This is a genomic window from Pseudomonas sp. AC255 (assembly GCF_979258175.1).
The window spans coordinates 4,205,818-4,231,126 of the sequence record NZ_OZ409841.1; the positions used below are offsets into that span (position 1 = coordinate 4,205,818).

General features: G+C 59.1%; 18 protein-coding genes. 16 read left to right on the plus strand and 2 right to left on the minus strand.

The annotated features are described in order from the left end of the window. Positions 1–178 precede the first annotated feature (178 nt). From yaaA to ACZZ0K_RS19215, 13 genes are all read left to right on the plus strand, one after another. Positions 179–958 carry a peroxide stress protein YaaA gene (yaaA, locus tag ACZZ0K_RS19155; protein ID WP_150636190.1) on the plus strand — a complete coding sequence of 260 codons (780 nt, stop codon included), beginning with the start codon at positions 179–181 and terminating at the stop codon, positions 956–958. Positions 959–1,767: 809 nt separating this feature from the next. Next, entirely contained in the window at positions 1,768–3,084 is a 1,317-nt protein-coding gene (locus ACZZ0K_RS19160; protein ID WP_016771595.1) for a nucleotide sugar dehydrogenase, read from the plus strand. Positions 3,085–3,163: 79 nt separating this feature from the next. Next, on the plus strand, positions 3,164–4,645 hold the full coding sequence (alg8, locus tag ACZZ0K_RS19165; RefSeq protein ID WP_162098720.1) for a mannuronan synthase: 1,482 nt from the start codon (positions 3,164–3,166) through the stop codon (positions 4,643–4,645). 35 nt (positions 4,646–4,680) lie between these two features. Continuing rightward, complete coding sequence (locus tag ACZZ0K_RS19170) at positions 4,681–5,850, plus strand: alginate biosynthesis protein Alg44 (RefSeq protein ID WP_024011680.1); 1,170 nt, start codon at positions 4,681–4,683, stop codon at positions 5,848–5,850. 9 nt (positions 5,851–5,859) lie between these two features. Further along, positions 5,860–7,449, plus strand: coding sequence for an alginate biosynthesis TPR repeat lipoprotein AlgK (gene algK / locus ACZZ0K_RS19175; RefSeq protein ID WP_463559264.1), 1,590 nt, complete (start codon positions 5,860–5,862; stop codon positions 7,447–7,449). Further along, positions 7,364–8,845: an alginate export family protein gene (locus ACZZ0K_RS19180; RefSeq protein ID WP_056783051.1), complete on the plus strand. Its 1,482-nt coding sequence runs from the start codon at positions 7,364–7,366 to the stop codon at positions 8,843–8,845. Before algK ends, ACZZ0K_RS19180 begins: the two co-directional genes overlap by 86 nt. Before the next feature lie 26 nt (positions 8,846–8,871). Beyond that, the gene (algG, locus tag ACZZ0K_RS19185) at positions 8,872–10,443 is read left to right on the plus strand and encodes a mannuronan 5-epimerase AlgG (RefSeq protein WP_252877485.1); all 1,572 of its coding nucleotides are present in this window, start codon (positions 8,872–8,874) and stop codon (positions 10,441–10,443) included. Between the two features lie 11 nt (positions 10,444–10,454). After that, positions 10,455–11,921 carry an alginate O-acetyltransferase gene (locus ACZZ0K_RS19190; RefSeq protein WP_095180420.1) on the plus strand — a complete coding sequence of 489 codons (1,467 nt, stop codon included), beginning with the start codon at positions 10,455–10,457 and terminating at the stop codon, positions 11,919–11,921. Between the two features lie 8 nt (positions 11,922–11,929). Then, complete coding sequence (locus ACZZ0K_RS19195) at positions 11,930–13,042, plus strand: mannuronate-specific alginate lyase (protein WP_258707631.1); 1,113 nt, start codon at positions 11,930–11,932, stop codon at positions 13,040–13,042. Between the two features lie 269 nt (positions 13,043–13,311). Further along, complete coding sequence (locus tag ACZZ0K_RS19200; RefSeq protein ID WP_150636187.1) at positions 13,312–14,877, plus strand: MBOAT family O-acyltransferase; 1,566 nt, start codon at positions 13,312–13,314, stop codon at positions 14,875–14,877. Between the two features lie 10 nt (positions 14,878–14,887). Continuing rightward, positions 14,888–16,060 (plus strand): alginate O-acetyltransferase, encoded by a 1,173-nt coding sequence (locus tag ACZZ0K_RS19205; RefSeq protein ID WP_076565958.1) that lies wholly within the window; start codon positions 14,888–14,890, stop codon positions 16,058–16,060. 14 nt (positions 16,061–16,074) lie between these two features. Beyond that, on the plus strand, positions 16,075–16,731 hold the full coding sequence (locus ACZZ0K_RS19210; RefSeq protein ID WP_095180418.1) for an alginate O-acetyltransferase AlgF: 657 nt from the start codon (positions 16,075–16,077) through the stop codon (positions 16,729–16,731). Positions 16,732–16,939: 208 nt separating this feature from the next. Next, complete coding sequence (locus tag ACZZ0K_RS19215; RefSeq protein ID WP_024011673.1) at positions 16,940–18,391, plus strand: mannose-1-phosphate guanylyltransferase/mannose-6-phosphate isomerase; 1,452 nt, start codon at positions 16,940–16,942, stop codon at positions 18,389–18,391. Between the two features lie 78 nt (positions 18,392–18,469). On the opposite strand, the gene ACZZ0K_RS19220 is transcribed toward ACZZ0K_RS19215, so the two are convergent. Next, the gene (locus ACZZ0K_RS19220) at positions 18,470–21,217 is read right to left on the minus strand and encodes an RHS repeat domain-containing protein (protein WP_258707630.1); all 2,748 of its coding nucleotides are present in this window, start codon (positions 21,215–21,217) and stop codon (positions 18,470–18,472) included. Between the two features lie 170 nt (positions 21,218–21,387). Here ACZZ0K_RS19220 and ACZZ0K_RS19225 point away from each other — a divergent pair, with 170 nt between their 5' ends. The 3 genes from ACZZ0K_RS19225 to ACZZ0K_RS19235 all read left to right on the plus strand — a co-directional run bounded on the left by ACZZ0K_RS19225 (position 21,388) and on the right by ACZZ0K_RS19235 (position 24,074). Beyond that, positions 21,388–21,852 carry a hypothetical protein gene (locus tag ACZZ0K_RS19225; protein WP_056783040.1) on the plus strand — a complete coding sequence of 155 codons (465 nt, stop codon included), beginning with the start codon at positions 21,388–21,390 and terminating at the stop codon, positions 21,850–21,852. Between the two features lie 35 nt (positions 21,853–21,887). Then, entirely contained in the window at positions 21,888–22,712 is an 825-nt protein-coding gene (locus ACZZ0K_RS19230; RefSeq protein ID WP_463559265.1) for an SDR family oxidoreductase, read from the plus strand. Between the two features lie 213 nt (positions 22,713–22,925). After that, positions 22,926–24,074: a hypothetical protein gene (locus tag ACZZ0K_RS19235; RefSeq protein WP_463559266.1), complete on the plus strand. Its 1,149-nt coding sequence runs from the start codon at positions 22,926–22,928 to the stop codon at positions 24,072–24,074. A gap of 358 nt (positions 24,075–24,432) precedes the next feature. On the opposite strand, the gene ACZZ0K_RS19240 is transcribed toward ACZZ0K_RS19235, so the two are convergent. Then, the gene (locus tag ACZZ0K_RS19240; protein WP_236168112.1) at positions 24,433–25,299 is read right to left on the minus strand and encodes an efflux RND transporter periplasmic adaptor subunit; all 867 of its coding nucleotides are present in this window, start codon (positions 25,297–25,299) and stop codon (positions 24,433–24,435) included. Between the last annotated feature and the right edge of the window lie 10 nt (positions 25,300–25,309).

The window sequence follows — 25,309 nt, forward strand, 5'->3', positions numbered from 1 at the left end:
GCGTCACGGGCTGCATTCCCACGCGGAGCGTGGGAACGATCATGTGAATCCGCGTTCGCGAGCAGGCTCGCTCCCACAAGGGGTTTGAGTTAAGCCGTCGATCACCTATGGGCTTGATAGCTGGAGTCAACAAGGACAACCCCCTAGAATCGCCCCCACGATTAAAGGAGACGACTTCATGCTGATGGTGATTTCCCCCGCCAAGACCCTCGACTACGAAACACCGCCGGCGACCCAGCGCTTTACCCAGCCGCAGTACCTCGACCATTCCCAGGAATTGATCCAGCAGTTGCGCGAGCTGAGTCCGGCGCAGATCAGCGAGTTGATGCACGTGTCCGACAAGATCGGTGGCCTCAACGCCGCGCGTTTCGGCAGCTGGACACCCGCCTTCACCCCGGAAAACGCCAAGCAGGCCCTGCTCGCCTTCAAGGGTGACGTGTATACCGGCCTCGACGCTCAGTCCTTCAGCGAGGCGCAATTCGATTACGCGCAAAAGCACTTGCGCATGCTCTCCGGCCTTTATGGCCTGCTGCGGCCGCTGGACCTGATGCAACCCTATCGCTTGGAAATGGGCACCAAACTGGCCAACGGCCGTGGCAAGGATCTGTATGCGTTCTGGGGTACGCGCATCAGCGAGTGGCTGAATGAAGCGCTGGCCGATCAGGGCGATGACGTACTGCTCAACCTTGCATCCAACGAATACTTTTCTGCGGTCAAGCGCAGCGCGTTGAAGGCGCGGATCATCAATACCGAGTTCAAGGATCAGAAGAACGGCCAGTACAAGATCATCAGTTTCTACGCGAAGAAAGCGCGCGGCCTGATGAGCCGTTTTGTGATCCAGGAACGCATCAACGACCCGGCTCAGCTCAAGCAATTCGATGTACAGGGTTATCGCTACAGCGCCGAACAATCGAAACCTGACAATCTGGTGTTTTTGCGCGACCACGCCCCGGAATAAAGCATGCCCTTTGCACGACTCTTTTCCTCCAGAGTCGTGCAGTCCGCCCGAAGTCAAAATTCCCCCGCTGCATATCGCCAAATTCATGGCGCCAATAAAACCACGCACTCTTTTCTAATTTTAGTTTCACTCGACACTGAAGTTTTTTTTCAGTAGTGGCACTTAAATTTTTTACCCGTAGTGGCACAAAACTATCGACCCCGGTTTCGCCCCGATAACTAAAGGGCGAAATCGTTAGTGCTATCAGTTTGCACCCAGTGCCATCTTCATCAATATTTCAAAAAATTTCGGCTGGCACGATGAGCGGGCTGGAACTATGTCCAAATGCGTTGCTCATACCACCGGTAACGATTCTCGCCGAGTTTGTACGAGATAACTTACGCAGAGCTGATAGCCATGTAACCAAGTTGTCACAGCAACTTGCCTGAGTGACTAACTAGTCTCAAAACAATCGAAGGACAGGAGATACGCACCATTAATATCCCCTACAAAGGCCAAGGCCGCGCCCCTATAAACGTGCTCGCCTGAGCACCTAACTGCTTGATTTACCGGCCCCCTACCGGACGTCGAGCAGGCTACACGACTGCACTAGAGTCTTCCCGCACGGAAGATCGGCTGCATAACAGGGCAAGTCATAACAACAAGGCCTAGTTGCGCACATCTTGAGTGCACTTATTAGACACTCGGAACTTTGTATGCCTGCACACGGCATTGTGGCGCCTGTAAGCCGCACTTCCGAGTGCACTAGTGACCGCTGAACACCATTAACTCCGGCCTTCTAAGGCCTGATATATACAGAGGTAATTGCGATGCGCATCAGCATATTTGGTTTGGGTTACGTTGGCGCAGTATGTGCCGGTTGCCTGTCTGCACGGGGCCATGACGTAGTTGGCGTCGATGTTGCCAAAGACAAGATCGACATGATTAACGCCGGCAAATCGCCGATTGTAGAACCAGGCCTGGGCGAACTGCTGCAACAGGGTATCCAGACCGGTCGTCTGCGCGGCACGACCAACTTCGCCGAGGCGATTCGTGATACCGACCTGTCGATGATCTGCGTCGGCACGCCAAGCAAAAAGAACGGCGACCTGGAACTGAACTACATCGAGGCCGTGTGCCGCGAGATCGGTTTTGTCCTGCGTGAAAAAACCACCCGCCACACCATCGTCGTGCGCAGCACCGTGCTGCCAGGCACCGTGGCCAACGTGGTCATCCCGATTCTGGAAGACTGCTCGGGCAAGAAAGCCGGCGTCGATTTCGGCGTTGCGGTCAACCCGGAATTCCTCCGCGAATCCACCGCCATCGCTGACTACGATCAGCCACCGATGACCGTTATCGGCGAGTTCGATACCGCCTCGGGCGACGTTCTGCAATCGCTGTACGAAGAACTCGACGCCCCGATCATCCGCAAGGACATCGCCGTTGCCGAGATGATCAAGTACACCTGCAACGTCTGGCATGCGACCAAAGTGACCTTCGCCAACGAGATCGGCAACATCGCCAAAGCCGTCGGCGTCGATGGTCGTGAAGTGATGGAAGTGGTCTGCCAGGACAAGACTCTGAACCTGTCCCAGTACTACATGCGTCCGGGCTTCGCCTTCGGCGGTTCGTGCCTGCCCAAAGACGTACGTGCGCTGACCTACCGCGCCGGTTCCCTGGACGTCGAAGCACCGCTGCTCAACTCGCTGATGCGCAGTAACGAATCGCAAGTGCAGAACGCTTTCGACATCGTTGAAAGCCATGAAAAACGCAAAGTCGCCCTGCTCGGTCTGAGCTTCAAGGCCGGCACCGACGACCTGCGCGAAAGCCCGCTGGTCGAACTGGCGGAAATGCTGATCGGCAAGGGTTACGACCTGAGCATCTACGACAGCAACGTCGAATACGCCCGTGTCCACGGTGCGAACAAGGACTACATCGAATCGAAGATTCCGCACGTATCGTCCCTGCTCAACTCCGACTTCGACTCGGTGATCGACAACTCCGACGTGATCATCCTCGGCAACCGCGACGAGAAATTCCGTTCGCTGGCCCAGGAAGCGCCGCAGGGCAAGCAAGTCATCGACCTGGTGGGCTTCATGTCCAAGGCCACCAGCGCCGGTAGCCGCACCGAAGGCATTTGCTGGTAAGGCAAGCCTCAAGCTTCAAGCCGCAAGCAAAAGCAACACGCTTGCGGCTTGAAGCCTCCATCACCTTCGGATGACGGTTATGACCAAGCTCAAACATTTTTTTCTGCAATCAGCCGGCTGGCTTTTTTATCTCAGTCTGCTGATGGGCCTGGCCTTGATGCTGCCCACGTCCACATTCGACTCCGAGTCGAAGGACTTCATTTTCCTGATTGGCGCCGTGGGTATCTGGCGCTACTCGATGGGTGCAACGCACTTTGTGCGCGGCATGATTTTTCTCTACATCGTTTACCCGCACCTGCGTCGCAAAGTACGCAAGCTGGGTAAAGCGGCCGATCCGTCGCATGTGTTTCTGATGGTCACCAGCTTTCGTATTGACGCGCTGACCACCGCGCAGGTCTACAGCTCGGTGATCCGCGAAGCCATCGACTGCGAACTGCCGACCACCATTGTCTGCTCGATCGTGGAAATGTCCGACGAGCTGCTGGTCAAGGCGCTGTGGGCACGGATGAATCCGCCGGAGCGGGTCAAGCTCGACTTCGTGCGCATTCCCGGCACCGGCAAGCGCGATGGTCTGGCCTTCGGTTTCCGTGCGATCTCCCGTCACCTGCCGGACGACCGTGCCGTGGTGGCCGTGATCGACGGCGACACCGTGCTCGGCGAAGGCGTCGTGCGCAAGACCGTGCCGTGGTTCCAGTTGTTCGGCAATGTCGGCGGCCTGACCACCAACGAGTTCTGCGAAGTGCGCGGCGGCTACATCATGAGCGAATGGCACAAGCTGCGTTTCGCCCAGCGCCACATCAACATGTGCTCGATGGCCCTGTCCAAGCGCGTACTGACCATGACCGGTCGGATGTCGGTGTTCAAAGCCTCCGTGGTGACCAATCCGGAGTTCATCGCCGACGTTGAAAGCGACTCGCTGCAACACTGGCGCCTGGGCCGCTTCAAGTTCCTGACCGGTGACGACAAGTCGAGCTGGTTCAGCCTGATGCGCCTGGGTTACGACACCTTCTACGTGCCGGATGCCGCGATCAACACCGTTGAACATCCGCCGGAAAAGAGCTTCATCAAGGCCAGCCGCAAGCTGATGTTCCGCTGGTACGGCAACAACCTGCGCCAGAACTCGCGTGCACTGGGTCTGGGTATCCGCCGCCTCGGCGCGTTCACCTCGGTGGTGCTGTTCGACCAGCGCGTATCGATGTGGACTTCGCTGCTCGGCCTGACCGTCGCACTGATCGCCAGCTTCAAGTACGGCACCGCGTTCATCCTCGTGTACCTGCTGTGGATCGGTATCACCCGCCTGATCCTGACGCTGTTGCTGTCGTGTTCCGGTCACCGCATCGGCCCTGCTTACCCGGCGATTCTGTATTACAACCAGATCGTTGGCGCCCTGGTGAAGATCTACGTGTTCTTCCGCCTCGACCAACAATCCTGGACTCGCCAGCCCACATCCCTGACCCGTGATCTCGCCAGCTTTCAACGTTGGTTCAACACCTGGTCGTCTCGGACCATGACCTTCTCCGCCGGCAGCATTTTTGTCGCCGTGCTGCTGATGATGGTCTGACCCGCTCCTATTGAATTAACAAGGAAATCGCCCCTATGAATACCGCCGTCAACGTCAACGTAGTGCATGAATCCGAAGCCCAGCGCCAGCACGCTCGCGTGAAAATCCCGGCCAAACTGCGTTTCTTCGGCCCTGACCGGACTCCGCTCGAAGCGCGGGTCCTCGATCTGTCGGCTGGCGGTCTGGCGTTCAACGCCGGGCAGATGCCGCTGACCATCGGCGAGGTGTACAAGGCGCGTCTGCAATTTGTCATCGACAACCTCGGCCTGGCCATGGACGTTGAACTGCAGGTGCGTTCCTTTGACCGCGCCACCGGCCGCGCCGGCTGCCAGTTCCAGAACCTCGAGCCGCAGGACATTTCCACCCTGCGCCACCTGATCACTTCGCACCTGGCCGGCGACATCGTCAGCATCGGCGAAGTGCTGGCGACCCTGCAGCGCGACAACTTCACCAAGGCGCGCAAGAACAAGACCAACGACACCGGCATGACCCCGTTCGGCCGCCTGAAAGCCGTGACCTTCAGCGCCGGTATTTTCGCTGTTGGTCTGGTCGCTGCCGGTTTCATCTTCAAGTCGGTGTACGGCATGTACTTCGTCAGCCACGCCCAGGCCGGTCTGGTCAGCGTGCCGGGGATGAACATCACCATGCCGCGTGACGGCACCGTACAGAGCCTGGTCAAGTCCGACGGCGTTGCCGCCAAAGGCGCACCGCTGGCGACCTTCAGCACCAGCATGCTCGACGTGCTCAAGGGCCATCTGGCCGAAGACCAACTGGCCCCGGCCAAGGTTGAAGAACTGTTCGGCAAGCAAATGACCGGCACCCTGACTTCGCCGTGCGACTGCACCGTGGCCCAGCAACTGGTGGCTGACGGTCAGTACGCGAGCAAGGGCGACGTGATCTTCCAGTTGGTGCCGCGCAACACCCAGGCCAACGTTGAAGCACGCTTCTCCTATCGCCAGTTCGGCGACGTGCGCCCGGGCACCCCGGTGAGCTTCCAGATCGCCGGCGAAGACAAGACCCGCACCGGCAAGATCGTCAGCAGCACGAGCCTGAAGAGCGCCGACCTGTCCTCCGACATTCGCGTGCAGATCCAGCCTGACGAGCCGCTCGACAGCAGCCTGGCCGGCCGCCCGGTTGAAGTGAACAGCGACCGTGGCCCGAACCTGAACTGGCTGATCGACAAAGCCATGGCTGCCGGTCTTTAAGTCGAGGACATGCCTGTGACTATCACCAGTCTCTTCAGAACGCCGCTATCCCTGTGGGAGCTGGCTTGCCAGCGATTGGATCAATGCGGTCTTGCTGAAACACCGAGTCGCCTGAATCGCTGGCAAGCCAGCTCCCACAAGGGCCCCATGTGCGCCTTGGCATTGGCGGTGAGCTTGGCCGGTTGCGCCGGGCTGCCCGATCAGCGTCTGGCCAACGAAGCGCTCAAGCGTGGCGACACCGCCACCGCTGCGCAGAATTACCAGCAACTGGCCGATCTGGGTTACAGCGAGGCGCAAGTCGGCCTGGCCGATATCCAGGTCGACAGCCGTGACCCGGCGCAGATGAAACAGGCCGAGGCGACTTACCGCGCAGCGGCCAGCGTGTCGCCGCGTGCCCAGGCACGTCTCGGTCGTCTGCTGGTGGCCAAGCCGGGCTCCACCGAAGCCGAGCACCACGAAGCCGAAACCCTGCTGAAAAAAGCCGCCGCCAATGGCGAAGGCAACACGTTGATCCCGCTGGCGATGCTGTACCTGCAATACCCGCACAGCTTCCCCAACATCAACGCGCAGCAGCAGATCGATCAGTGGCGCAAGTCGGGCTACCCGGAAGCGGGTCTGGCGCAGGTGCTGCTGTATCGCACCCAAGGCACTTACGACCAGCATCTGGATGACGTGGAAAAGATCTGCAAGGCCGCGCTCAACACCACCGACATCTGCTACGTCGAACTGGCCACGGTCTATCAGAAACGTGGCCAGGCGGAGCAACAGGCCGAGCTGATCAAGCAGATGCAGGCCGGTTACAGCCGTGGCACCGTCACCGCGCAGCGTGTCGACTCCGTAGCCCGCGTGCTGGCCGATTCGACCCTGGGCAAGACTGACGAAAAAACCGCGCAGGCGCTGCTCGAGCCGATCGCTCCGGGCTACCCGGCATCGTGGGTCACCCTCGCCCAACTGCTTTACGACTTCCCCGAACTGGGCGACGTCGACCAGATGATGAAGTACCTGGACAACGGTCGCGCCGCCGACCAGCCGCGCGCCGAACTGCTGCTGGGCAAGGTCTACTACGAAGGCAAAATGGTCCCGGCCGATGCGAAAGTCGCCGAGGAACACTTCCAGAAAGCCGTTGGCCGCGAAGTGGCCGCCGATTACTACCTCGGCCAGATCTACCGTCGTGGCTACCTGGGCAAGGTCTATCCGCAGAAGGCTCTGGACCACCTGCTGACCGCTGCGCGCAACGGCCAGAACAGTGCCGACTTCGCCATCGCCCAGTTGTTCTCGCAAGGCAAGGGCACCAAGCCCGACCCGCTGAATGCCTACGTGTTCAGCCAGTTGGCCAAGGCCCAGAACACCCCGCAAGCCGATGAACTGGCAGCGACCCTCGAGGCGCAATTGCCGCCCGAGCGCTTGCCCGAAGCCCGCCGCCTGTTGCAACAGGAACAGGCCAGCCGTGGCGCCCTGAACTCGAACACGCTGCAACTGCACGCCCTGCAAGAAGAAGACGGCGAGGAAAACTATGAAGCTGAACCCATTCGTGAAGGCCGGTATTGGCCTCACCTTCGCGCTGCTCTGGTCTTGCCCGACACTGGCTGCGATGACTGAAACCAAGAATTTCGGTCTGGAAGTGAAACTCACCGGCCAGTCCGAAGACGACCGTGACCTCGGCACTGCCGGCGGCGGTGACGTCAATGGCGTGGGCCTCGACCTGCGTCCGTGGATCTACGGCGAAAGCGGCGCGTGGAGCGCCTACGCGATGGGTCAGGCGGTGACCTCGACCGACATCATCGAGACCGACACCCTGCAACAATCCGACGGTGAACAAGCCACCGACAACAGTGATCGCAAAACCAAGAAGAACTACCTGGCGATGCGCGAGTTCTGGGTCGGCTACAGCGGCCTCACCCCGTACCCGGGCGAGATGCTCAAGTTCGGTCGTCAGCGTCTGCGCAATGACGACGGCCAATGGCGTGACACCAACATCGAAGCGCTGAACTGGACCTTCGACACCACCCTGCTGCGGGCCAATGCCGGTGTTGCCGAGCGTTTCAGCGAATACCGCACCGACTTGAAAGAGCTGGCGCCGAAAGACAAGGATCGCCTGCACGCCTACGCCGACGCTGCTTACCAGTGGACACCGGGCCAGTGGGTCGGCATTCGCGGCCACCACACTCACGATGACGGCAAACTCGATTACGCCGAGCCGGGCGTCCCGCGCGACTCGCTGGACAAGACCGAGAACGGCGACATCAGCTGGATCGGACTGACTGCCGACAGCGACGCCTACAACTGGCGCAACACCAACACCGTCAACTACTGGGGCAGCATCACCGGCATGAGCGGCGACCGCGACACGGTCAATGCGCTGAACGCCGACGGCACGCGCCCGACACAAGCCAAGCGCAGCGATGACATCAGCGGCTGGGCAGCCGATGTCGGCGTGCGTCTGCGCCTCGATCCGCAGTGGCAAGTCGGCGGTGCCTACGCCCGCGCCAGTGCCGATTACGAACAGAACGGTCTGGAGAGCAACCGCTCCAACTACACCGGTACCCGCTCGCGCGTGCACCGTTTCGGCGAAGCGTTCCGTGGCGAAATGAACAACATGCAGACCGCCACCCTGTTCGGTTCGTGGATGGTCAACGACGAGTACGACGCCAGCCTGATCTATCACAAGTTCTGGCGTGTCGACGGCAACAAGCCGGTCGGCAGCAACGGCATCAATGCGGTGGAAAACAACACCGACGACGTCACCGGCGCGATCCTCTCCAGCACATCCTTGCCGCTTGAAGATGGCAACAAGGACCTGGGTCAGGAAATGGACCTGGTCGTCACCAAGTACTTCAAGCAAGGCCTGTTGCCGGCGGCGTTGAGCCAGTCGATCGACGAGCCTTCGGCACTGGTGCGTTTCCGTGGCGGTGTGTTCAAACCGGGCGATGCCTACGGCAGCCAGGTTGATTCCTACATGCACCGCGCATTCATTGACGTGATCTGGCGCTTCTGATGCAAACCGCCAAGGGAGTGCCCGACATGATCAGCACCAGAACAGGCTCACTCAGCCTGCTGGCCGGCGCGATGCTGCTGGCCAGCGCCGGCGCCTTCGCCAATGTTGAACCGGCGAAACCTGCGACCGTGGCCAAGGAACTGCAACAGGCCAAGACCTACACCGTCAGCAGCGCGCCGACCGACGCACTGAAACTGGCCAAGCCGACACTGCCCGACCTGTCCGGCTTCACCGCCGAAGCCGCTGCCGCGAAGATCGTGCGCAGCAAACCGGGCAAGATCAGTGTGCGCCGGATGATGCAGGAAAACGCCCTGAAGGACTTCATCGGCGGCGATAACAAGATGGCCGAATGGGTCGTGCGTCAGCACGGCATTCCGCAGGCGATCTTCATCGACGACGGCTACATGAACCTCAAGGATCTGGCGAAAAAACTGCCCAAGCAGTATTTCAGCGAGACCGCTCCGGGCGTGTACCTGGCCAAATTGCCGATCGTGGTCGGCGAGAAAGGCATCCTCGAAATCGACGGTCAGACCCAGGAACTGCGCCTGTCCCAAGAGGCCGGTTCGTTCCTGGTCAACGACGGCAAGCTGTTCGTGCGTGACACCAAAGTCACCGGCTGGCGCGAAAAGGACAACGGCCCGGCAACCTTCCGTTCGCCGAAGGAATTCCGTCCTTTCCTGCTCTCCTGGGGCGGCACCGAGACCTACATCGTCAACAGCAAGATGGCCAGTTTCGGTTACGCCAACAGTAAGTCGTACGGGGTAAGTATTTCCCAGTACACGCCGAACATGGCCAAAGTCCTCAAGCGCCCGGAACCGACCGGCTGGATCGTCGGTTCCGAGTTCTCGGACATGTGGTACGGCTTCTACTGCTACGAAACCAGCGACTTTGTGGTCAAGGGCAACACCTACAAAGACAACATCGTCTACGGCATCGACCCGCATGACCGCTCGCACCGTCTGATCATTGCCGAGAACACCGTTCATGGCACGAAGAAGAAGCACGGGATCATCATTTCCCGTGAGGTCAACGACAGCTTCATCTTCAACAACAAGAGTTTCGACAACAAGTTGTCGGGCCTGGTGATCGACCGTAACAGCGTCAACAACATCATTGCCTACAACGAGATCTACAAGAACCACACCGACGGCATCACGCTCTACGAGTCCGCCGACAACCTGCTGTGGGGAAACAAGGTCATCAGCAATACCCGTCACGGCATTCGTATTCGTAACAGTGTGAACATCCGCCTCTACGAAAACGTTGCCATGACCAACGGCCTGACCGGTATCTACGGCCACATCAAGGACCTGACCGACACCGACCGTGACATCAAGCTCGACCCGTTCGACGCGCAGGTCTCGCTGATCGTCGTCGGCGGCGAGCTGGCGGCCAATGGCAGCGGTCCGCTGTCGATCGACTCGCCGCTGAGTGTCGAGCTGTATCGCGTGTCGATGCTGGCGCCGACCAAGTCCAGCGGGATCAGCTTCAACGGCATTCTCGGCGAGCGCCAGGATGAAATTCTCGATCTGTTGGTGCGCCAGCAGAAAGCCGTGCTGATCGACCCTGTCGAACGCCAGACCGAATTGCAGGACTGAGGATAATTTTTATGCACCCACACATGATCAAACTGCTCAGCCTCTCGGCCCTGACCCTCGGCATTCTCGCTGCCGGCAACGCTCGCGCCGACGCTGAAGGCGCAAGCGTCACGCCACCGAAGTTCACCGCCGAGCCGTGCTGCAACCTGTGCCCGGCGGCCCATGACGCGAAGAACTACACCACGCGTTATCAGCAGAACTTCACCACGCTGGTACAGGCTCAGGGCGACTGGCTGTTCCGTACCCAGGAAGACCTGCGTACCGAGTTCAACACCACGCCGGCCGGCTACAAGCGCCTGCAACAGTTGCACGATGCGTTCAAGAGCAAAGGCGTGGAGCTGGTGATCGTTTACCAGCCGACCCGTGGCCTGGTGAACCGCAACAAGCTCAACCCGCAGGAAAAAGCCGCGTTCGATTACGAGAAAGCACTGGGCAACTACAAGACCATGCTCGGCCGTTTCGCCAAGATGGGCTACGTGGTGCCTGACCTGTCGCCACTGACCAACGAATCGCTGCCGGACACCCTGCCCGCCCACGATTTCTACTTCCGTGGCGACCAGCACTGGACACCATATGGCGCCCAGCGCACGGCAAAAATCGTCGCCGAAAAGGTCAAGCAGATCCCGGCCTTCGCCGACATTCCCAAGCGTGAATTCGAGACCAAGCGCTCCGGGCGCATGGGCAAGACCGGCACTCTGCACAACATGGCCGGGCAACTGTGCGGCACCAGCTACGCGATCCAGTACATGGACCAGTTCACCACCGAGCCGAAAGGCGAAGCAGGCGACGGCGATCTGTTCGGCGATTCGGGCAATCCGCAAATCACCCTGGTCGGTACGTCGCACAGCGGCAAGAACTACAACTTCGCCGGTTTCCTCGAAGAAGCCATCGGCGCCGACATCCTCAACGTGGCCTTCCCCGGCGGCGGTTTCGAAGGTTCGATGCTGCAGTACCTGGGCAGCGAAGAATTCCAGAAGACCCCGCCAAAGATTCTCATCTGGGAATTCTCGCCGCTGTATCGCCTCGACCAGGAAACCATCTATCGCCAGATGATGGCGCTGCTCGACAACGGTTGCGAAGGCAAGGACGCGCAGATGTCCGCCAGCGCCACGCTGAAACCGGGCAGCAAGCAAGAACTGCTGGTCAACAGCAAGAACCTGAACCTGCAGAACGCCAACCATCAGGTCGATATCCGCTTCGCCGACACCTCGGTGAAAACCCTGCAAGCCACCCTCTGGTACATGAACGGTCGCCACGAGGACATCAAGATCGAGAAACCGGAAACCTCCGACACCGACGGTCGTTTCGCCTTTGAGCTGCGCACGGACGAAGACTGGGCCTCGCAAAACCTGCTGGCAGTCGAAGTCCAGGGTCCTGAAGCCGGACCTGGCGCCGCGCCACAAAAAGTCGAAGCGAAAATCTGCAAACGCAACGTATTCCCGGGCGTCGGTCAACAGACCGCGCAGCTCGGGCAATGAGGTCTGCTATGCGAAATCCGAAACTGAAAAATCTGTTGGCACCGACACTCCTGAGCCTGGCGATGTTCGCCGGGGCAACTCAGGCCGCCGCGCCATTGCGTCCACCGCAGGGCTACTTCGCCCCGGTGGATAAATTCAAGACCGGCGACAAGAGCGACGGCTGCGACGCGATGCCGGCGCCATACACCGGTCCGCTGCAATTTCGCAGCAAATACGAAGGTTCGGACAAGGCCCGCGCGACGCTGAACGTGCAGTCGGAAAAAGCCTTTCGCGACACCACCAAAGACATCACCACGCTGGAGCGCGGCACCGCCAAGCGCGTCATGCAGTTCATGCGCGACGGTCGCCCGGAGCAGCTCGAATGCACGCTCGACTGGCTGACCGCGTGGGCCAAGGCTGACGCGTTGATGTCCAAAGACTTCAACCACACCGGCAAGTCGATGCGCAAATGGGCGCTGGGCAGCATGGCCTCGTCGTACATTCGCCTGAAATTTTCCGACTCGCACCCACTGGCCCAGCATCAGCAGGAAGCGCAGCTGATCGAAGCCTGGTTCAGCAAAATGGCCGATCAGGTGGTCAGCGACTGGGACAACCTGCCGCTGGAAAAAACCAACAACCACTCGTACTGGGCCGCCTGGTCGGTGATGGCCACCGCCGTCGCCACCAACCGCCGCGACCTGTTCGACTGGGCGGTGAAGGAATACAAGGTTGGCGTCAACCAGGTCGACGCCGACGGCTTCCTGCCTAACGAACTCAAGCGCCAGCAACGCGCCCTCGCCTATCACAATTACGCCCTGCCGCCGCTGGCAATGATCGCCAGTTTCGCCCAGGTCAACGGTGTCGATCTGCGTCAGGAGAACAACGGCGCACTGAAGCGTCTGGGTGACCGCGTGTTGGCCGGCGTGAAGGACCCTGACGAGTTCGAAGAAAAGAACGGCAAAAAACAGGACATGACCGACCTGAAAGAGGACATGAAATTCGCTTGGCTCGAACCGTTCTGCACGCTCTACACCTGTGCGCCGGATGTGATCGAGAAGAAGCGCGACATGCAACCGTTCAAGACTTTCCGTCTTGGCGGCGACCTGACCAAGGTCTACGACCCGTCGCATGAAAAGGGCTAAAAGCCCCTCACCCTAACCCTCTCCCGGAGGGAGAGGGGACTGACCGAGGTGGCTGTGCGAGTTACGTCGAAATGAAATACCGAGTCGATCTCCATTTTTGAAAACCATGGAGATCAGGCTCCCTCTCCCTCCGGGAGAGGGCGGGGGTGAGGGGCGCGGTCTGACGGCCAGCTCCGCCCTCAAGCGAACACTGTGTCACCCCTCCACTACCACGGGGGGTTTGGGGGGCTTTGGCCCTTGACTGTTGGTTCAAACATGGAGAGATCGGGATGGTATTTTCATCCAACGTGTTCCTGTTTCTGTTCTTGCCGATCTTTCTCGGCTTGTACTACCTGAGCGGGCAACGCTATCGCAACCTGCTGCTGCTGATCGCCAGCTATGTGTTCTACGCCTGGTGGCGGGTGGACTTCCTCGCGCTGTTCGCAGCGGTCACGCTGTGGAACTACTGGATCGGCCTGAAAGTCGGTGCCGCTGGCGTCAGAACCAAACCGGCGCAGCGCTGGCTGCTGCTCGGTGTGGCCGTCGACCTGTGCATCCTTGGCTACTTCAAGTACGCCAACTTCGGTGTCGACAGCATCAACGAAATCATGACTTCGTTCGGTCTCGAGCCGTTCATCCTGACCCACGTGCTGCTGCCGATCGGTATTTCGTTCTACATCTTCGAATCGATCAGCTACATCATCGACGTGTACCGTGGCGACACTCCGGCCACGCGCAACCTGATCGACTTCGCGGCATTCGTGGCGATCTTTCCGCACCTGATTGCCGGCCCGGTTCTGCGTTTCCGCGACCTCGCCGACCAGTTCAACAACCGCACGCACACCCTCGACAAATTCTCCGAGGGCTGCACGCGGTTCATGCAGGGTTTCATCAAGAAAGTATTTATTGCCGACACCCTCGCCGTGGTCGCCGACCATTGCTTCGCCTTGCAGAACCCGACCACGGGTGATGCCTGGCTCGGTGCGCTGGCGTACACCGCGCAGCTGTATTTCGATTTCTCCGGTTACAGCGACATGGCCATCGGTCTGGGCTTGATGATGGGTTTCCGCTTCATGGAAAACTTCAAGCAGCCGTATATCAGCCAGTCGATCACCGAGTTCTGGCGCCGCTGGCACATCAGCCTCTCCACCTGGCTGCGTGACTACCTGTACATCACCCTCGGCGGTAACCGTAAAGGCACGCTGATGACCTATCGCAACCTGTTCCTGACCATGCTTCTGGGTGGTCTGTGGCACGGCGCGAATATCACTTACATCATCTGGGGCGCCTGGCACGGCATGTGGCTGGCGATCGAAAAAATGCTCGGCCTGAACACTTCGCCGCGCAGCCTCAACCCGATCCGCTGGGCGCTGACTTTCCTGCTGGTAGTAATGGGCTGGGTGATCTTCCGTGCCGAGAACCTGCACGTCGCCGGTCGCATGTACGGTGCAATGTTCAGCTTCGGCGACTGGTCGCTGTCGGAACTCAATCAGGCCAGCCTCACCGGTCTGCAAGTGGCGACTCTGGTGGTGGCTTACGTGACCCTGGCGTTCTTCGGCCTGCGTGATCTGTATACCAATCAGCCGCCAGCCAAGACCAAACCGGAAGTCAACGTCGAGGCCAATGGCCCTGCCACCGCAACGCCGGGATTGATCAAGGCAGCACCTGGGGAAAATCCGGCGAGCATCCACGAACCTGGTTACACCGTTGGCGTCGAAGCCCAGGTGCAACCGGCTTACTGGACCGCTGACTGGTCGCGCTACGTGATGCGCGGGCTGATCCTGCTGCTGTTCATCGCCTCGATTCTCAAACTCTCGGCGCAAAGCTTCTCGCCGTTCCTTTACTTCCAGTTCTGAGGGATCTGACATGACCCGCTCATTACGCATCTTCTACATCGCCCTGTTCCTGGTGACGCTGTTGGTCCTGGGTCTGTGGTCGGTTCGCAGCTTCTTCGGCTTCAGCACCAACGCCGATGCGACGGTGCTCAACGGCCGCTGGACGAAGGCGGTGGAAACCCACTACGACGATGAATTCCCGATCAAGCGCCTGGGCACCAACCTCTGGGCCGCGCTGGATTTCAAACTGTTCAACGAAGGTCGTCCGGGCGTCGTGCTCGGCCGCGACCAGTGGTTGTACAGCGATGAGGAATTCAACCCGATCGTCAACGAACAGCAGAACCTGCAAGGCAACTACGCGCTGGTCGAAGGCGTGCGCCAGACCCTGAAAGAGAAAGGCGTGAAACTGGTGATGGCGATCGTGCCGGCCAAGGTGCGTCTGTATCCGGAGCATCTGGATGAAGTGAAGCCTTCGAGCATTCACCAGAACCTGTATCAGGATTTCCACGCCCGTGTCGCGGCCGACAAGATCCTCGCCCCTGACCTTCTCGGCCCGCTGCAACAGGCCAAGCAGAACGGTGAGCAAGTGTTCCTGCGCACCGACACCCACTGGACGCCGGAAGGCGCCGAGATCGCAGCCAATACGCTGGCGAAAACCATTGCCGAGAAATTCCCGCTGAGCGGCGAGCCACAGCGTTTCGTTACCACGCCAGCAGAGAAGGTCACGCACAAGGGCGATCTGCGTCTGTTCCTGCCGCTCGATCCGCTGTTCGAAAACATGATGCCGGCGCCTGAGCCACTGCTCAAACGCAACACCGTTGCCGCCGAGCAACCTGCCGGTGACGACGCCCTGTTCGCCAACAGCGAAGTACCGGTCGCGCTGATCGGCACCAGCTACAGCGCCAACCCCAACTGGAACTTCGTCGGTGCGCTCAAACAAGCGCTGCACAGTGACGTCGTCAACTACGCCGAAGACGGCCACGGCCCGATTCTGCCGATGCTCAGCTACCTGAAAAGCGATGACTTCAAGAACAGCCCGCCACAAGTGCTGATCTGGGAGTTTCCTGAACGATATCTGCCTGTGAACAACGAAATCGGCGACGCCGACCCGCAGTGGGTCGCAGAGCTCAAACAAGCCGGCGCCCGCCAACAAAACGTAGCCATCAACACTAAATCCGAGACGCCCGATCGGGCGCAAAACTGAAAGAGAGGTACACCATGACTTTCACTACTACTCCTCGTCGTCTCGCTAAAAGCTTCGCACTGGTTGCTGGCCTCAGCGTACTTTCCGTCCCAGCCTTCGCCGGCGGCGACGCCGCGCTGTACGGCCCGACCGCACCGAAAGGCTCGACCTTCGTGCGTGTCTACAACGCCAGCAACGCTGAAGTCAGCGCGACTGTCGGCAGCACCAACCTGAGCGACATCGCGCCACTGGCCAGCAGCGACTTCAGCTTCATGCCGGGCGGCGATTACAGCGCCAAGGTCGGCAGCCAGACCCTGCCGGTCAAACTCGCCGGCGACCACTACTACACCCTGGTCAACAACGCTTCCGGCGCGCCACAACTGATCGAAGAGCCGCCATTCAAGAACAAGCAGAAATCCCTGGTGCGTGTACAGAACCTCAGCGACAAATCGCTGACCCTGAAAACCGCCGACGGCAAGACCGAAGTGGTGCCGAACGTGGCAGCCAAGGGCCGTGGCGAACGTGAAATCAACCCGGTGAAAGTCAGCCTGGCGCTGTACGAAGGCGACAAGAAAGTCGGCGACGTGAAACCGGTCGCCCTGGAGCGTGGTGAGGCAGCCGTGCTGTACGTCACCGGCAACGGCAGCAACCTGTCGCCAGTCTGGGTGAAACGCCCGGTGTCGACTCGCTAACCAATTTCCCGCAGAGACGCTGATCCCTGTAGGAGCTGTCGAGTGAAACGAGGCTGCGATCTTTTGATTTTGAAGATCAAGATCAACAGATCGCAGCCTTCGGCAGCTCCTACAAGGGATGCGGCGTCTTCGGACACGAGACAAAAACAAGAGTGAAACGACACAACGTTCGTTGCTCTAACCAAATTGATTTTATGGAGTAAACACTATGATTCCGGTGATCTTGTCAGGTGGTAGCGGTTCGCGTCTGTGGCCTCTTTCGCGCAAGCAATTCCCCAAGCAATTCCTCGCCCTGACCGGCGAACACACGCTGTTCCAGCAAACCCTCGAGCGCCTGGTGTTCGAGGGCATGGACACGCCAATCGTGGTCTGCAACAAAGAGCACCGTTTCATCGTCAACGAGCAACTGGCCGCGCGCAATCTGGAATGCCAGCGCATCCTGATGGAACCGTTCGGCCGCAACACGTCGCCGGCCGTAGCATTGACCGCGATGATGCTGGTCAATGAAGGTCGTGACGAACTGATGCTGGTGCTGCCGGCCGACCACGTGCTGGAAGACCAGAAAGCCCTGCAACGTGCGCTGGCCCTGGCCACCGTCGCTGCGGAAAACGGCGAAATGGTGCTGTTCGGCGTGCCGGCAACCAAACCGGAAACCGGCTACGGCTACATCAAATCCACTGCTGATTCGCTGCTGCCCGAAGGCGTCAGCCGCGTCTCGCACTTCGTCGAAAAACCGGATGTGAAGCGCGCCACCGAGTACGTCGAATCCGGCGGTTACTACTGGAACAGCGGCATGTTCCTGTTCCGCGCCAGCCGCTTCCTCGAAGAACTGAAAAAGCACGATCCGGACATCTACGACACCTGCCTGCTGACCCTTGAGCGCAGCCAGCAGGACGCCGACACCATCACCTTCGACGAAGCCACCTTCGCCTGCTGCCCGGACAACTCCATCGACTACTCGGTGATGGAAAAAACCCAGCGCGCCTGCGTGGTGCCGCTGACCGCCGGCTGGAGCGATGTCGGCTGCTGGTCGTCGCTGTGGGAAGTCAACGAGAAAGACGCCAACGGCAACGTCAGCAAAGGCGATGTGGTCATCCAGGACAGCAAGAACTGCATGATCCACGGCAACGGCAAACTGGTCTCGGTGATCGGTCTGGAAAACATCGTCGTGGTCGAAACCAAGGACGCGATGATGATTGCCCACAAGGACAAGGTCCAGGGCGTCAAGCAGATGGTCAACACCCTCAATGCCCAGGGCCGCAGCGAAACCCAGAACCACTGCGAAGTCTATCGTCCGTGGGGCTCGTACGACTCGGTGGACATGGGCGGGCGTTTCCAGGTCAAGCACATCTCGGTCAAGCCGGGCGCGTGCCTGTCGCTGCAGATGCACCACCACCGCGCCGAACACTGGATCGTGGTCAGCGGCACCGCCGAAGTGACCTGCGACGAGAACGTGTTCCTGCTCACCGAAAACCAGTCGACCTACATCCCGATCGCCTCGGTGCACCGCCTGCGCAACCCGGGCAAGATTCCGCTGGAAATCATCGAAGTGCAGTCGGGTTCGTACCTGGGTGAAGACGATATCGAGCGTTTCGAAGATATCTACGGCCGCTCCACCCCGATCGAACGCGGCGTGTCGGTGAAAACCATCGCGCAGTAATCGATCGCTAAAACGAGAAGCCCTCGTCCAGCCCGTTGCGTTCCCTATCCGCAGCGGGCTGGGCGGGGCTTTTTTCGTTTAGCCGAAGCCAGAGTTTCGGCGAGGTCTGTTCATCCACTTGTCTTCGGCGGTTGCGCCATCAATCGCATGAACACCCTGCAACGGCGCTGTAAAACCGGCAACCAGCAGTTGTTGCGCCCATGGGCTCGGTGTTTCACCGTGTTCTGCAAGCCGTGCTTGATGCCGTGCAGACGATGCTGGGTTCAACGACTGAAAGCCTAATGTGGGTGTACTCGAAGGCGGTGACAACGGCGCATGGACGGGGGTAGTCAAAACTCTGTGTTGAATACGCGTTTGCGCTTCTGAAATATCCATCACGTTGCCCAGGGCAATACTCGCTGCTCCAACCAGCTGTACGGCAGGACTGGAGGCGTGCATCAATAATTTCCCACCGATCTTGAAGCCCGTGGCTACAGCTCCCCGTCTTGCAGCCAATACGTTGGGATCTTCGACGGGGCTGTTGAACGCGACAGACAAAGGACCCATTACCCGACTGGTAGCCTCCTCTCCCACAACTCTGTTCATCGCTGATGAAACCAGCTCGCCGGAGTGATAAAGAACAGCACCGGAGGGCGACGCCGTGTTCGTCCGGGCGGCAGCGATAACATGTGCCTGATGTGTGTTGAGCACGGAGTTGTCCCGGGCTCCCAGCTCTGCCAGCGCTACCGGTATTTCGCGGCGGTAGGCCTGGACGTCGGGATTTGGGTCATTCTCGAAGTAACGGCGCACGGGCTGCATGCCGGCGGCTTGCGTGGGATTGACCAGTTTCTTGTCGGCAAGATCGTGATACACCCGGTCGCCAGCACGCTTGTCGGGCTTGTCGGGCTTGCGCCCGTCGCTGTCCCTGTAAGTCATTGGGTTGTTGCGCAGCGCGCGGTAGCGATTATGGCCGTCGATCGCTCCACCAGGATCGCTGTTCAGCCAGCGTTGCAGCCACGGGACGTAATAGCGAAACCCGTAATAGTAAAGTCCCGTGGCGTCACGTTCCTTTGCCGAATACCGCGCGGTCTTGTAGCTGACGTCGGGTTCTTCGGCCCACGCCGTTGCACCGAATGGATAAAAATGCTCGCGGCTGATCAGTTGCGCATCCGCGTCCAGCTCAAGACTGATTGAACCCAGATGATCATTGAAACTGTATCGGTAGAGATAATTGACGCCGGTCGGCGATGGGCTCTGCCAATGCAGGACGCGTACGATATTGAGTCCGGTCCGCACGATGATCACCTGCAGGCTCTCACCGGTGCCGGTATCGGTGCGTAATTCCAGCGCTGGCAGATAACGCACCTGTGCAAGAAGACTGCGTGCAGAGGCCCGTGACGAACGCGTCTTGCATACCCGCTGACCGGCGCCGTCGTAGAGATAGCTTTCACGATCATCGGCATCTGATCGGCGTGAGACGACCACGACCGAGTCCAGCTGGCAACGCAGATTCCACTGCAACCGGCGTCCCTGATCCAGCAACAGCAAATTACCCCGCGAATCGAAAGCTGCAGCGATCTCTGCTTCAGAGGGCGGCTTACCGTCGTGCCACGGCAAACACCGATTGCTGTAGCGTGCGGCCTGCAGTTGATGACCTGGACTCTGTTGGCCGACGTGAGTCAGCCCGCGCAAATTGCCGCCGGCGTCGTAATGATAACGCTGGCTGTAGTTGGCGACAGCGGTCGGCCCGCCACCGGCAACGCCGGCCTCCCAGCCAGTGGCATGGGACAACTGATAAAGACTGTCATAGCGGTAACGACTGACCGGCTCGATGCGCTGGTTGGCGAACCAGCGCACGGGCAATGCCTGGTCTTCGATACTCGTTACATTGCCCATCGGGTCGTAGGCGTAGATCAGATGCTGCAGCACATTGCCTAGATTGTCCTGAGCATGGCGAGTGAGCAGACAGCCGTCTTCGGGACGGTAGCTCAGCGTAGTCAGCACGCCGTTGCCTGCCAGTTCATGAGTGACTTGTCCGTAAGCGTTGTAGCGAATATCACTGACGACCGAATGGTTCTGAGTCTGAAGTTTGAGCCGTATTTCAACTGCGCGTAACTGGCCGTGGAGAGTCAGTGCGAAGGCCTGCCGATTGCCACCGGCATCGAACTGTTCGAGCACAGGTCCCAGCGGGGCATAGCGCCATTGTGTGGTTGCCCCTTGAGGTTCGAGCAACTTCTGTCGATCGGCGATAGCCTCTGGCCAATCCGCGGCAACCGGCTCAAGCGTGAAGTGACGGATGTTTTCACTGCACTGCCCGGTGATCGCAAACTGCGAGAACAGAACACTGCCACCGGGATCGTCATGACGAATCACTTGACCGAGCTGATTGCGCAGCGGATCGCCCGCGCCGGGGCGGCCATAGGCAAGGCGCTCGGAACAACGGCGAGGTACGCCGGTGCCTTCCTCGAACACCGCGACAGGTCGCAACAAGTCATCGTATGCAATTTCGCGGCATGTGCCACGGCTGTCCCAGTTGCACAGCGTCTGGCCGGCCAAACCCGGCAACTGGACCTGGACTCCCGCATCGGTACTGTCCGAGCGCAGCGCGATATCGTTCAAGGCATGGACAGTGGTGAGGCTGGCGGGCGCTTGTGGATCATTCGCCTGCAACGCCCACAATCGCGCATCCCATTGTTTGACTGCACGGCCGGCGTTGTCGCGCAACGTCCGCTCGATCCGGGGCTCGCTTGCCAACGCCGCATCGGCGCGCCAGTAGTTGACGTTGAGGATGGCCAAACCGCGCGGATCGTTCACGGCAAGCGTTGGCGTATTGCTGTGGATGCCCATAGTGCGTCAACGTCCCAGTGTGCCCTTGGCTCATGAGAGCAAGCGCGGAACCGCATTCCTACTGTCAGAAATTACAGTCCCGACCAACGGTGCGCGCAAACTCGTCCCGAATACCCATTGCGCCAAGCCTTCGGTAGGATGGGGCTCACTCACCCACGGAGCGCTCACGCATGTTCATCGGCATCCTGCTGGTCATTACCTGGTTGATCCTGCTGCTGCGCTACCCGGCCAAGGCCTTGCCGGTTTCGGTAGCCGCTGCGATTGGCCTGGGTTTCGTGGCCATGTGGGTGGTGTGGCTGGACAACCGCGAGATCAAGCAACTGGCGCGCCTGGAACTGCGCATTGCCTACGCTCCCGAGCAATGCCCGGCCGACCGTCCGCTGCAATTGAAAATGAACAATGGCAACAATGTGCCGCTGACCGAGCTGCGCTGGCGCATCGCCGCTTATGCGCCGGGCGATACGGTCAACCTGGCCGACAATCAATACACTGCCCCACGCTATCGCGGCCCCGGCGAGTTGCAGGCCGGTGCAACCTGGGAAGACTGCTTGCCACTGCCGCCGCTGCGCCCCGGCTATCGTCCGCAAACCCTGGAGTTTCGCGCCGAGCATTTGCAAGGTAGTTTCTCCGACTGATCCCCTCCCCCGACTGTTTGCACAAGGAATGCGCCATGCCCGTTGCGTTGATTACCGGTTGTTCCAGCGGCATCGGCCGCGCCCTTGCCGACGCGTTCAAAGCCGCCGGCTACGAAGTCTGGGCCAGTGCGCGCAAGGCTGAAGATGTCAGCGCGCTGAGCGCTGCCGGTTTCACCGCTATCGAGCTGGACGTCAACGATGGCGCCGCGCTGGAACAACTCGCCGAGCGCCTCCGCCAGCAACATGGCGGCCTCGATGTACTGATCAACAACGCCGGTTACGGCGCGATCGGGCCACTGCTCGACGGCGGCGTACAAGCGATGCAGCGCCAGTTCGAAACCAACGTATTTTCGATTGTCGGCGTCACCCGCGCGTTGTTTCCGCTGCTACGTCCGGCCAAGGGGCTGGTAGTGAATATCGGCAGTGTGTCGGGTGTGCTGGTCACACCGTTTGCCGGCGCCTACTGCGCGTCGAAAGCGGCGGTGCATGCGCTTAGCGATGCATTGCGCATGGAGCTGGCACCGTTTGGCATCCGTGTGATGGAAGTCCAGCCCGGTGCGATTGAATCGAGTTTTGCGAAGAATGCCGGACATGAAGCCGAGCAGTTGATCAACGAGCAATCGCCGTGGTTTCCCCTGCGTGAAGGCATTCGGGCACGGGCCAAGGCATCGCAGGACAAGCCAACACCGGCCAGTGAGTTTGCGGCTGAGCTGTTGAAAGCGGTGCGGCAGAGCAAGCCGCCACGGCTGGTTCGCATCGGCAACGGCAGCCGGGCGTTGCCGTTGTTGGCGGTGTTGTTGCCGAAGGGTTTGCTGGAATCGACGTTGATGAAGCGGTTCGGGTTGCATGGGCAGCTTTAAATTCTCTTCCATCCAATGTTCCGAGCCCGTCCGAAACTTTCGGCTATCCCAAGCCCTGCTAGACCCGCCACTCACATCTGTCAACTGTTAGAGTTGACAGTTACGGTCAGGTTCTCATCGGCATAGAGTCGTCGATGTAGAGAGTTCAGTCGGGCTGTCCTACGAACTATTTCCATCTCACGTCCGGCAATCAGCGGATAAAGGTAATAGACAATGGGAAATGAAAATCGGACCAATGCACCGGGTAGTCCTGATGAAACCTGGGGGCCGTTAAACAATGGCCAACTGCATATAAAAGATGTAGTTACAGCTCATATTTTTCCAGACCTTGCGGTCTCAGGAATATTGATACTTCCCGATGAAAATACGTTGGTTTCGTCCTCAGTGGTACTCACTAACGGTCCATACTTCTCTATCGCAAAACTGGATTCTTTCGGACATGTAGATAAAAGCTTTGGCAGTGAAGGTTTTCTCACAGAACTCTTTGCTCCAGACTTGCCCGCGTGGGGTGGTAGCTTTGCGTTGAAGGATGAGCGCATTTATATGTTCGGAATATCGAAATCGCCAATTTCTCTAGATGGTCAAATTGCGATCCTGTGCATCGACAAGACAGGCAAGCGAAACAAGGATTTCGGAACTAACGGGCAGATCATCATAAAAAACATAGTCGATGATCGCGTTTTCCATTCAAATCATCATTTCATCCGAACACTGGAAGACGGCAGTTTACTTATCGGAACAGCTGGGGCAACCGGACCATCTCGGAACCGGACAGGTTACCTGATGAAGTTTGATGCCAGTGGCAAACCTGTTACATCCTTCGGCTCCAATGGAATCGTTGATATACAACTACCTGATGCTGCAACCCTCGATTTGACAGATGTGTGTATCCTCGAGAACGGCAATATTCTGGTATCAGGCTACGCACGCCCAAAAACGTCAGAGTTCAATATCGGGTTACTAGTCATGTTGAATTCCACTGGCTCGTTCAACCCGCTTTTTGGAAGCGACCCGGCTATCCCTGGTTTCCGGCTATTCACCGAGGAAGGCCATGGAGTCGAACTAAGAGCCGTCACTGCGCGCAGACCCGGTAAGTTCCTGGCTGCAGGTAGCATCGGCAATTTCCCCGGGCGTAAGGCTATCGGATTACTAGTTGGTTTTGACCATCTAGGCAAGAACGATATCGAATTTAACGATGGGAACGCGCTAGAGGGTGCCGTTAGCCCAACCCATACCGGGGGCTGGGATGCCGTTGTCACCCAAAAGGATGACATTTATGTAGCAGGAGGGGGGACCTTACACTCGCCTTATTCAAACTTGATGGCAAGCTTAATACAGCTTTTGGCACAGAAGGCGTTGTAGAGGGATTCGTGTCAGGATCGGCTGCCGCACTCCTGCCCTATTCATCCGACCGGTTACTGTGTAGTTTTAACGCCACTGGATTAGGCGGCGACGCTGGTATTCTATTTCGTCATTATCGAGTCTGATTTACCAAATTATAAAAGAAGCCACATCACCAATAGAACGGCCTCAGGTCCTCTATCGATGTCGGTGTGATTTTATAGAGGCTGTCGAAGTTTCATTTCAGCAGGCCCCAAGCAAATTGATTGTTGCCCTCAACATCAATCCAGAAAACCCTCTGGGTTGTCTGTATCGCTACAACATTTCCCAGTAGCTGGAAGCATCACCGCGTCGCCCTGGTCAGGGGCGACGCGGTCGATCAATTGCCTGCCAGGTCCTGCTTCACCACTACCGTGCAAGTAATCCCCGCCGCCAGTAAAACGCCCTCTGGCACCTCATCAATATGAATCCGCACCGGCACGCGCTGCGCCAGCCGCACCCAGTTGAACGTCGGGTTCACGTCGGCAATCAGTTCGCGGCTTTCCGGGTTGTCGCGGTCGTAGATCCCGCGCGAAATGCTTTCGACATGACCCTTGAGCACTTCGCCGCTCATCAATTGCATGTCGGCTCGGTCACCGATTTTGACGTGCGGCAACTTGGTTTCTTCGAAAAAGCCGTAAACCCAAAATGAATTCATGTCGACCACGGCCATCTTCGCCTCGCCGATACGTGCGTAATCGCCGCGATGCACATTGAGGTTGGTCACGTAACCGTCCACCGCCGCACGCACTTCGGTGCGTTTGAGGTTGAGTTCGGCGGCTTCCAGTTGCGCCTGGGCGTGTTGGTAATCGGCCAGCGCGGCGTCGGCGATGTTGCTGGCGTCGTCGCGGTTTTCCTTGGAGATCACCAGATTGTCGAGGTCGGCGCGGCGATGGGCGTTGACCTTGCGCATTTCCCAGGTCGACTTGCGCGAAGCGACCAGTGACTGCGCCTGCTTGACCGCAATGCGGTAGTGCTCGGGGTCGATGCGCATCAGCAGATCGCCCTTTTTCACCAGTTGGTTGTCACGCACCGGCACTTCGACTACTTCACCGGTGACGTCGGCGGCAACGTTGATGATGTCGGCGCGAACGCGGCCATCGCGGGTCCACGGCGTGTTCATGTAGTGCTCCCACAACGTGCGGCCAATCCACAGCGCCAGGGCCAGCACCAGCAGGGTCGCGAGCAGGCTGAAAAACTTTTTCATCAAGATGTTC

Coding starts and splice junctions, on each gene's coding strand:
- yaaA (WP_150636190.1), top strand. CDS start 179: ATGCTGATGGTGATTTCCCCCGCCAAGACCCTCGACTACGAAACACCG.
- ACZZ0K_RS19160 (WP_016771595.1), top strand. CDS start 1,768: ATGCGCATCAGCATATTTGGTTTGGGTTACGTTGGCGCAGTATGTGCC.
- alg8 (WP_162098720.1), top strand. CDS start 3,164: ATGACCAAGCTCAAACATTTTTTTCTGCAATCAGCCGGCTGGCTTTTT.
- ACZZ0K_RS19170 (WP_024011680.1), top strand. CDS start 4,681: ATGAATACCGCCGTCAACGTCAACGTAGTGCATGAATCCGAAGCCCAG.
- algK (WP_463559264.1), top strand. CDS start 5,860: ATGCCTGTGACTATCACCAGTCTCTTCAGAACGCCGCTATCCCTGTGG.
- ACZZ0K_RS19180 (WP_056783051.1), top strand. CDS start 7,364: ATGAAGCTGAACCCATTCGTGAAGGCCGGTATTGGCCTCACCTTCGCG.
- algG (WP_252877485.1), top strand. CDS start 8,872: ATGATCAGCACCAGAACAGGCTCACTCAGCCTGCTGGCCGGCGCGATG.
- ACZZ0K_RS19190 (WP_095180420.1), top strand. CDS start 10,455: ATGCACCCACACATGATCAAACTGCTCAGCCTCTCGGCCCTGACCCTC.
- ACZZ0K_RS19195 (WP_258707631.1), top strand. CDS start 11,930: ATGCGAAATCCGAAACTGAAAAATCTGTTGGCACCGACACTCCTGAGC.
- ACZZ0K_RS19200 (WP_150636187.1), top strand. CDS start 13,312: ATGGTATTTTCATCCAACGTGTTCCTGTTTCTGTTCTTGCCGATCTTT.
- ACZZ0K_RS19205 (WP_076565958.1), top strand. CDS start 14,888: ATGACCCGCTCATTACGCATCTTCTACATCGCCCTGTTCCTGGTGACG.
- ACZZ0K_RS19210 (WP_095180418.1), top strand. CDS start 16,075: ATGACTTTCACTACTACTCCTCGTCGTCTCGCTAAAAGCTTCGCACTG.
- ACZZ0K_RS19215 (WP_024011673.1), top strand. CDS start 16,940: ATGATTCCGGTGATCTTGTCAGGTGGTAGCGGTTCGCGTCTGTGGCCT.
- ACZZ0K_RS19220 (WP_258707630.1), bottom strand. CDS start 21,217: ATGGGCATCCACAGCAATACGCCAACGCTTGCCGTGAACGATCCGCGC.
- ACZZ0K_RS19225 (WP_056783040.1), top strand. CDS start 21,388: ATGTTCATCGGCATCCTGCTGGTCATTACCTGGTTGATCCTGCTGCTG.
- ACZZ0K_RS19230 (WP_463559265.1), top strand. CDS start 21,888: ATGCCCGTTGCGTTGATTACCGGTTGTTCCAGCGGCATCGGCCGCGCC.
- ACZZ0K_RS19235 (WP_463559266.1), top strand. CDS start 22,926: ATGGGAAATGAAAATCGGACCAATGCACCGGGTAGTCCTGATGAAACC.
- ACZZ0K_RS19240 (WP_236168112.1), bottom strand. CDS start 25,299: ATGAAAAAGTTTTTCAGCCTGCTCGCGACCCTGCTGGTGCTGGCCCTG.